This window comes from Actinoplanes sp. NPDC051411 (genome assembly GCF_040682075.1).
Classification (GTDB): domain Bacteria; phylum Actinomycetota; class Actinomycetes; order Mycobacteriales; family Micromonosporaceae; genus Actinoplanes.
This window is the reverse complement of sequence record NZ_JBFBAD010000241.1, coordinates 1-7,613: the sequence shown is the minus strand read 5'-3', so window position 1 is coordinate 7,613 and position 7,613 is coordinate 1. Positions and strand designations below refer to the sequence as shown.

Genomic DNA, 7,613 nt, shown 5'->3' with positions numbered 1-7,613 from the left:
GCTTTTCCCCCCGGCCCCGGTGCCGCCGCCGGCCCCCCCCCCCGCGCCGCCCCCCCCCCCCCCGGCCGATCATCTGGACTTGGGCGGGATTTGCGGAAGGGACGAGATCGCCGAGGCGTACTGGGCCACCATTCGACCGTTGGCCACCACTCCGACTGCTCGGAGCTGGTCCTGGATCGCCTGCGCAACCGCATCCTCGGACTGGCCGCGGTGCGTCTGCGAGACCTTGTTGACGACGTAGTCAACGCGCACTTGTTGCTGCCACCCGGCGGCACGGCTGCCGCCCGCGGTGACGAAGCTGACTGAGGACAGAGGTTCCATGCCCCGGGTAATCGGCACGCCCGGGGGCCGCCCAACATATGAGGACGCTGTGCAACCCATCTGCACCCCGGTCGCACCGGCTCCTCAATCAGATGGTCGGGCGTCGGCCTTCTCCTCGGCCTCCTCGGCCCCCGGCTCGGGGGTGGGCAGCGGGTTGAGCCGCAGCCAGAGCAGCATCAGCAGCCCGAGTGCGAGCATGCCCAGGCCCATCCAGAGGTTGATCCGTACGCCCTGGGCCTTGTCGATCTCGGATTGGGTGTCGAACAGGCCGACCAACGTCACGATCACGCCGTAGATCGTGAACAGGCCGCCGATCACCAGGCGGACGTCGAAGAGCCGCGTGACCTTCTTGCGCTGGGTGTCTTCCGCCATGACAGCTCTCCTACCAGATCGGGATATACAGGGCGAGGGCCAGCAGGACGGCTATCACGCCGAGCACCACCGGGTTGCGCCACCACGTCGTGCGCGCGCCGATGATGACGTCGCTGCCCGTGGTGCTGCCGCCCAGCCCGTAGACCAGCCCGCGCAGCTCCGACTCGTCCTTCGACTTGGTGAACGTGGTGACGATCAGCGCGACCACGACCGCGACCACGAAGGCGGCACCGGCGCCCCAGAAGCTCTCCGAGAGGTCCGAGCCGAACTTGAAGATGTCCGCGAGATAACCGATGTAGAGCACCAGCGAGGCCAAAAAGCCGAGCACCAGCGAGTAGAAGCCGGCCCACGAACTCATCCGCTTCCAGAACATGCCGACGATGAAGGTCGCGAACAGCGGGGCGTTGAACAGGCTGAACAGCGCCTGGATGTAGTTCTGGATGTTCGAGTAGCCGGAGGCGATGAACGCGGTGCCGATGCCGATCAGCACGCCGATGATCGTGGCGATCCGCCCGACCCGCAGGTAGTAGTCGTCGCTGCGGTCCTTGCGGATGTAGGACTGCCAGATGTCGTACGTGAAGACCGTGTTGAAACCGCTCACGTTGGCGGCCATGCCGGCCATGAACGAGGCCAGCAGGCCGGTGACCGCGATGCCGAGCACACCGTTGGGCAGCAGGTCACGCATGAGCAGCGGGATCGCGTTGTTGTACTGCAGGTCGCCGCTCTTGGCGCCGAGGCCCTTGACGGTGACGACGGCGATCAGGCCGGGGATCACGGTCAGCAGCGGGATGAAGATCTTCGGGAACGCGCCGATGATCGGCGTACGCCGGGCGGCGTTCATGTCCTTGGCGCTCAGCGCCCGCTGCACCTCGGCGAAGTTGGTCGTCCAGTAGCCGAACGACAGCACGAAGCCGAGCCCGAAGATGATGCCGATCCAGTTGGCGCCCAGCGGGTTGTGCGTCGAGCCGGTGACCGACCAGGTGTGCAGGGCGGCGTCGCCGAGCTTGGTCGCCCGCACCTTCTCGGTCAGCCCGTGCCAGCCGCCGACCTTGACCAGGCCGACGATGGTGATCGGGATCAGGCCGGCCAGGATCACGAAGAACTGCAGCACCTCGTTGTAGATCGCCGAGGAGAGGCCGCCGATGCTGATGTAGGTCAGCACGATCGCGGCGCCGATCACGATCGACAGCCAGAGCGGCCAGCCGAGCAGCGCCTGCAGGATGAGGGCCAGGGCGTACAGGTTGACGCCGGCGATCAGCACCTGGGCCAGCGCGAAGCTGACCGCGTTGAACAGGTGGGTCGAGTTGTTGAAGCGGCGGCGCAGGAACTCGGGGACGCTGCGCACCTTCGAGCCGTAGTAGAACGGCATCATCACGATGCCCAGGAACACCATCGCCGGGACTGCGCCGACCCAGTAGTAGTGCACGGTGAGCAGGCCGTACTGGGCGCCGTTGGCCGCCATACCGATGATCTCGAGGGCGCCCAGGTTGGCCGAGACGAAGGCGAGCCCGGTCACCCAGGCCGGCATCGACCGGCCGGAGAGGAAGAAGTCGGCACTCGAACTGATCGCTCTTCGGGCCGCGAACCCGATGCCGAGAACCGTGACGAAGTACAGCCCCAGAATCAGGTAATCGAATACGTCGAGGTCCAACCGTAGGCCGCTCGCCGCCGCTAATTCCTGCACAGGCCACCTCCAAGCGCGAAGTCGGCGACCGTCTACCCATCGCGAGGATCTTTCACACCTGAATGCGTCCAGTTCGTTATCGGCTGCGAATCAGCACGTCGAGGCCGTCCAGGATGCGCCCGAGCCCGAACGAGAACGCCTCGTCGGTGCCGCCGTTCGCCGCGATGTCGGCCATCGCCGCGGCGACCGCCGGGTATTGGTCGGCGTGCTCGGCCATGGCGCGCAGCAACGACTCCTCCGGCGCCTTCTGCACGTTCTGCCCGGCGATCATCCGGACATGACCGGCCACGGTCGCCACGGTATCCATGCGCTCCGCGCCATTCAGCGCCGGCGGGAGTACGCGCAGTGCCTGTTCTGTCCAGCCGAGCTCGTTCGGGCCGATCGGGCGGGAGCCGGTCGTCGCCCCCTCGGCCCAGGCGTGCCCCTCGGTTCTCCTCAGGAGCGTGTGGGCCCAGGTGGTGAGGCCGGCCCGCCAGCCGTCTTTCTCGTCGAGTGTCGGCGGTTCGCCGATCGCGCGCTCGATCATGGCCGCGACCAGTTCGGCCTTGCCCGGCAGATAGCGGTAGAGCGACATCTTCGTGTAGCCCAGGTCGGCGGCCACCCGCTGCATCGAGACCGCGGTCAGGCCCTCGGCGTCGGCGATCGCGATGGCCGCGTCGGCGATCTGGTCGAGCGTCAGCGCGGGCTTGGGGCCCCGGGTCGGCTTGGCCCGCTGCTGCCAGAGAAATTCGGCCGTCATCTTGCGCTCCCTTCAAACAGTGTCTACCGTACACAGAAATAACTGAGTACGGAGGACACAGTTTCCATGGACATTCTCATTTCGGGTGCGAGCATCGCCGGACCGGCCCTGGCCTACTGGCTCGGCCGCTACGGACATCGGCCGACGATCGTCGAGGTCGCGCCGGCCCTGCGGACCGGCGGCAGCGCGGTCGACTTCCGCGGGCCGCTGCACATGGGCGTGCTGCGGAAGATGGGCATCGTCGAGGCGCTGCAGGCGGTCGAGACCCACGGCACCGTGATGCGCTTCGTCGACGCCGACGGGGCGAAGCTGATGGAATGGCCGGCCGAGCTGGCCGGCGGCGACCTCGAGGTCAAGCGGGGCGACCTGTCCCGCGTCCTCTGCGACGCGGCCGGCGACACAACCGAATACCTGTTCGGCGACCGCATCGCGGCCATGACCGACAACGCGTCCGGGGTCGAGGTGACCTTCGCGAGCGGCCTGCGGCGCCGCTTCGACCTGGTGATCGGGGCCGACGGCGTGCACTCGGCGGTGCGGCGGTTCACGTTCGGGCCCGAGGAGCAGTTCGTGAAACACCTCGGCTACTACGTGGCCGGCTGGGACGTGCCCGACTCGCTGGGCCTTTCCGACGGCATCGTCATGCACAACACCCCGGGCCGGATGGCCGGCGTCGGGCGAGGGGCCACCACCTTCTGCTTCCGCTCACCCAAGCTGGCGTACGACCGGCACGACCCGTCGGCGGCCCGGAACATCCTCCGCGAGCGGTACGCCGGCATGGGCTGGCTGACCCCCGAGCTGCTCTCCTACGTCGACACGGCGGACAACTTCTGGTTCGACCAGATCTGCCGCGTCGACAACCCGGCGTGGACGCGGGGCCGGGTCGCGCTGGTCGGCGACGCCGCCTGCGGGGCGACGATCGGCGGCCAGGGCAACGGCACCGCGATCGTCTCCGCGTACGTCCTGGCCGGCGAGCTCGCCGCCGCCGGCGGCGACCACACCGTGGCCTTCCCGCGCTACGAGCAGAGGATCGGCAAGTTCGCCCGCGGCACCCAGAAGGGCGGCGACACCACCGGCATGTTCCTGGCCCCGAAGACCGCGACCGGCATCCGCGCGCGCAACTGGCTCAACAACCGGCGGTGGTTCCTCGACATGACCTTCAAAATCGCCGGCGACCGCAGCACCAACCTCGCCCTCCCCGACTATGTCTGAGCGCTCGATCGCTGGACCGCCCTGATCCGCGGTCAGCGCAGGGCGGCCACCTCGTCGGCCGTCAGTGTCTCGATGCTGGTGACCGTCAGCGAGGCCAGGGCCAGGGCGTCGGCCGCCGGCGGATAGACCCCGTGCGGCACCGCGACCACCGCCATCCCGGCCGCGCCGGCCGAGCGCAGGCCGTTGCTCGAGTCCTCGACCGCCGCGCACTCGGCCGCGGGCACCCCGAGCTTCGACGCCGCGGCCAGATAGACGTCGGGCGCCGGCTTGCCGCGCGGCACCTCCTCGGTCGACAGCGTGACCGCGAACGCGTCGGTCAGCCCGGCCGTCTGAAGCACCTGGTCGATCAGGACGCGGGCGGACGAGCTGGCCAGGGCGAGCGTGAACCGCTCCCCCAGCCGCCGCACCGCGGCCACCGACCCCGGGATGAGCGGCAGGTCGTCCCGGTAGCGCGCGGCCATCCGGCTCAGCACATCGGAAGCGACCTGCGACGGGGTGCGCGGCACGCCGACCTCCTCGGCCAGGTGCCGCGACCACTCACCGGTGCTCATGCCCATCATGCGGTCCTGCGTGTCGGGGAGGAACCGCCGGCCGTACTCAGCCGCGTAGCCGCGCCGGACCTCCTCCCAGACCTCCTCGGAGTCGATGATGACGCCGTCGAGATCGAAGACAACTGCCTTGATCACAGGGCCTCGACAGCCGGAATGATCTCCTTCTGGAAGGTCTCGAACTGCTCGGTGATCCACGGCCGCTTCACGCCGCCGTGCGCGACCGTGAAGCCCATCCCGGCGAGGTTGCGCAGGTTGGTGAGGATCTCGCCGATGTTCTCGCCCTTCTCCCCCAGGTCGAACCGGAAGAGGACGGTCTTCTCGATGTCGTCGTAGTCGCGGCCGACCTCGTCGCAGTGCTGCTTGAGCACGTCGAGCTTGTGCTGCACCTCGGGCGTCGGGAAGAGGTTGCAGGCGTCGGCGTACTTCGCGACCAGGCGCAGCGTCTTCTTCTCGCCCCCGCCGCCGATCAGGATCGGCGGGTGCGGGCGGCTCAGCGGGGCGGGCGAGTTGAGCAGCCGGCCGAGCTGGTAGTGCCGGCCCTGGAACGGCGTCTCGTCACCGTGGAACATCTGCAGGCAGATCCGCAGCGCCTCCTCGAGCCGCTCGAAGCGTTCCTTGGTCGGCGGGAAGAGCAGGCCCAGGCCGCGGGACTCCTCCTCGTTCCACGCGGCGCCGATGCCGAGCATGGCACGCCCGCCGGAGAGCACGTCGAGGCTGGTGACAGCCTTGGCGAGCAGGCCCGGGTCGCGGTAGGTGACACCGGTGACCAGGGTGAGGAGCTTGACGTTCTTCGTCTTTCCGGCCAGGTAGCCGAGGGCGGTGTAGGCCTCGAGCATCTCGTGCTCGGGCGGGCCGTTGACCCCGATCTGCCAGAGGTGGTCCATCACGCTGACCCGGTCGAAACCGGCCTCGTCGGCCGCCGCGGCGATGTCGCCGAAGACGGCGCCGAGGCGGGGAGCGCCTTCCGGCCAGGTGAAATCTGAGATGTGCAGGCCAAGTCTCACTGCGGACAGTTCCCTTCGTCCGTGACAAATCAAAAACCTACACCCAAACCCCCCTTCTTGTACGCAGCGTAACCGCCCAACAACCGCATAACGGGCCGACGCCGTCTTTTCCGCGTGGTCCGGGCCGCGGCCGAAACGAACCGCTGAGCCGAGGCTCCTCCACCGTTTCGGCGAGTTGCCCGACGGTTGCCGACCGGTAGCTTCGAAGATCGAATCAACGCGAGGAGCACCGCCATGCCTCCCTCACCAGCCGGCCGGCCGCCCCACCGGCCCCGGCGAACGTCACCCTCCGTGAGCATCGTGATCCCGGTCCGGGACGCCGCCGGCCTGCCCCCGATGCTGCGCACGCTGCCCGCCGCCGCCGAGGTGATCGTCGTGACCGCCGCCCCGGTCCCCGCGGCCGCGGTAGCCGCCGCCTGCCCCGGCGCGCTGCTCGTCCGCCAGACCCGCAGCGGCCTCGGCAACGCGCTCGCGTGCGGCGTCGCGGCCGGCACCGGCGACGTGGTGGTCACTCTGGACGGCGACGGCGCGACCGACCCCGGCGAGATGCGGCGCTATGTGGACGCGCTGGTCGCCGGCGCCGACCTGGCCGCCGGCTCCCGCTACCGCGACGGCGGCCGCGACCTGACCGCGGGCCGCTTCCGCCGCGGCCTCAACCTCGCGCTGGTCTGGCTCCTGAACGCCCTCTACGGCGTACACCGCACCGACCCCGGCTTCGGCTACACCGCCTTCTGGCGGGACACCGCGCACCGCCTGGCCCTGCCCGACCCGTCGGCCACACTGCCGGTCTGGGGCGACGGCCCGGAGATCGAGGCCCTCCTGGCGGTACGCGCGGCGGCCCGCGGCCTGACCGTCACCGAAGTCCCCGGCGTCGCCTACCCCCGCATGCGCCGAAGCTCCCACCACGACCGCGCCACGGTCGGCCACTGGCTGCGCGCCCTGGCGACGGAGTTCCGCGGCCGCGCCACCCGCCCGGCCCGCCACTCGGCCCCGGCTCCGACCCCGGGCCCCGTCGATCAGCCCGCCCCGCTCCAGCCCGCACCGCTCCAGCCCGCACCGCTTCAGCCCGCACCGCTTCAGCCCGCACCGCTTCAGCCCGCACCGCTTCAGGCCGCACCGCTTCAGGCCGCACCGCTTCAGGCCGCACCGCTTCAGGCCGCACCGCTTCAGTCCGCACCGCTTCAGGCCGCACCGCTTCAGTCCGCCCCGCTTCAGCACGAGCCCGACCGCCGCGCGCTGCCCGACCGGCGGCGGCCGCTCTCCGATCGCCGCTCCGCCGCCTCCGATAGCACAGCTGGCTCAAGCGAGAGTGCCGCTGTCCACAGCAGCGAGTTGTCCACAGGCGCCCCCCACGATCTTCGTTTTTCCGCGAGAATCGAAAACGGGGGAGGGCCCCGGCGGGTCGAAATTGATCGGGCCGAAGAGGGTCGAGCCGGGAAAGATCCGGTTGAGCCGATCTGGGGGCCGCCTCGGCGCAGCCCGGAGCCGGCTGACCTCTGGCTGGCCGACATTCCGGCGCCGCTCGACCGGCCCGCCCGTCCCCGGCCGGCCAGCCCGCTGCCGGCCAGCCCATGGCCAGCCAGCGCGCGCCCAGCCACTCCGCGGACCGCCAGCGCGCCGCCCGCCGGTCCGCCGCCCGCCAGCGCGCCGCCCGCCGGTCCGCCGCCCGCCAGCGCGCCGCCCGCCGGTCCGCCGCCCGCCAGCGCGCCACCAGCCGGTCCGCCGCCCGCCAG

The 7,613-nt window shown here is 70.3% G+C and carries 8 protein-coding genes; 2 read left to right on the top strand and 6 right to left on the bottom strand.

Features of this window, described 5'->3' with window-relative positions; translation table 11 throughout:
- Positions 1-69 precede the first annotated feature (69 nt).
- From AB0M88_RS52340 to AB0M88_RS52325, 4 genes are all read right to left on the bottom strand, one after another.
- Positions 70-321 (bottom strand): hypothetical protein, encoded by a 252-nt coding sequence (locus AB0M88_RS52340; RefSeq protein WP_364115843.1) that lies wholly within the window; start codon positions 319-321, stop codon positions 70-72.
- Between the two features lie 84 nt (positions 322-405).
- Entirely contained in the window at positions 406-693 is a 288-nt protein-coding gene (locus AB0M88_RS52335; RefSeq protein ID WP_364115840.1) for a hypothetical protein, read from the bottom strand.
- Between the two features lie 10 nt (positions 694-703).
- A complete protein-coding gene (locus AB0M88_RS52330; protein WP_364115837.1) occupies positions 704-2,377 on the bottom strand; it encodes a sodium:solute symporter family protein in 1,674 nt (557 codons plus the stop codon).
- Positions 2,378-2,453: 76 nt separating this feature from the next.
- Positions 2,454-3,116, bottom strand: a complete 663-nt coding sequence (locus AB0M88_RS52325; protein WP_364115835.1) for a TetR/AcrR family transcriptional regulator — start codon at positions 3,114-3,116, stop codon at positions 2,454-2,456.
- 66 nt (positions 3,117-3,182) lie between these two features.
- Between AB0M88_RS52325 and AB0M88_RS52320 the strand changes: the two genes are divergently transcribed.
- Positions 3,183-4,325, top strand: coding sequence for an FAD-dependent monooxygenase (locus AB0M88_RS52320; protein ID WP_364115832.1), 1,143 nt, complete (start codon positions 3,183-3,185; stop codon positions 4,323-4,325).
- A gap of 32 nt (positions 4,326-4,357) precedes the next feature.
- On the opposite strand, the gene AB0M88_RS52315 is transcribed toward AB0M88_RS52320, so the two are convergent.
- The gene (locus AB0M88_RS52315; RefSeq protein ID WP_364115829.1) at positions 4,358-5,011 is read right to left on the bottom strand and encodes an HAD family phosphatase; all 654 of its coding nucleotides are present in this window, start codon (positions 5,009-5,011) and stop codon (positions 4,358-4,360) included.
- Positions 5,008-5,880 (bottom strand): LLM class F420-dependent oxidoreductase, encoded by an 873-nt coding sequence (locus AB0M88_RS52310; protein WP_364115826.1) that lies wholly within the window; start codon positions 5,878-5,880, stop codon positions 5,008-5,010. The genes AB0M88_RS52315 and AB0M88_RS52310 overlap by 4 nt, the downstream gene beginning before the upstream one ends.
- A 291-nt stretch (positions 5,881-6,171) precedes the next feature.
- Between AB0M88_RS52310 and AB0M88_RS52305 the strand changes: the two genes are divergently transcribed.
- Positions 6,172-7,613, top strand: a 1,442-nt coding sequence (locus AB0M88_RS52305; RefSeq protein WP_364115823.1) for a glycosyltransferase, incomplete at its 3' end; no start/stop codon positions are given.

Coding starts and splice junctions, on each gene's coding strand:
- AB0M88_RS52325 (WP_364115835.1), bottom strand. CDS start 3,116: ATGACGGCCGAATTTCTCTGGCAGCAGCGGGCCAAGCCGACCCGGGGC.
- AB0M88_RS52340 (WP_364115843.1), bottom strand. CDS start 321: ATGGAACCTCTGTCCTCAGTCAGCTTCGTCACCGCGGGCGGCAGCCGT.
- AB0M88_RS52335 (WP_364115840.1), bottom strand. CDS start 693: ATGGCGGAAGACACCCAGCGCAAGAAGGTCACGCGGCTCTTCGACGTC.
- AB0M88_RS52320 (WP_364115832.1), top strand. CDS start 3,183: ATGGACATTCTCATTTCGGGTGCGAGCATCGCCGGACCGGCCCTGGCC.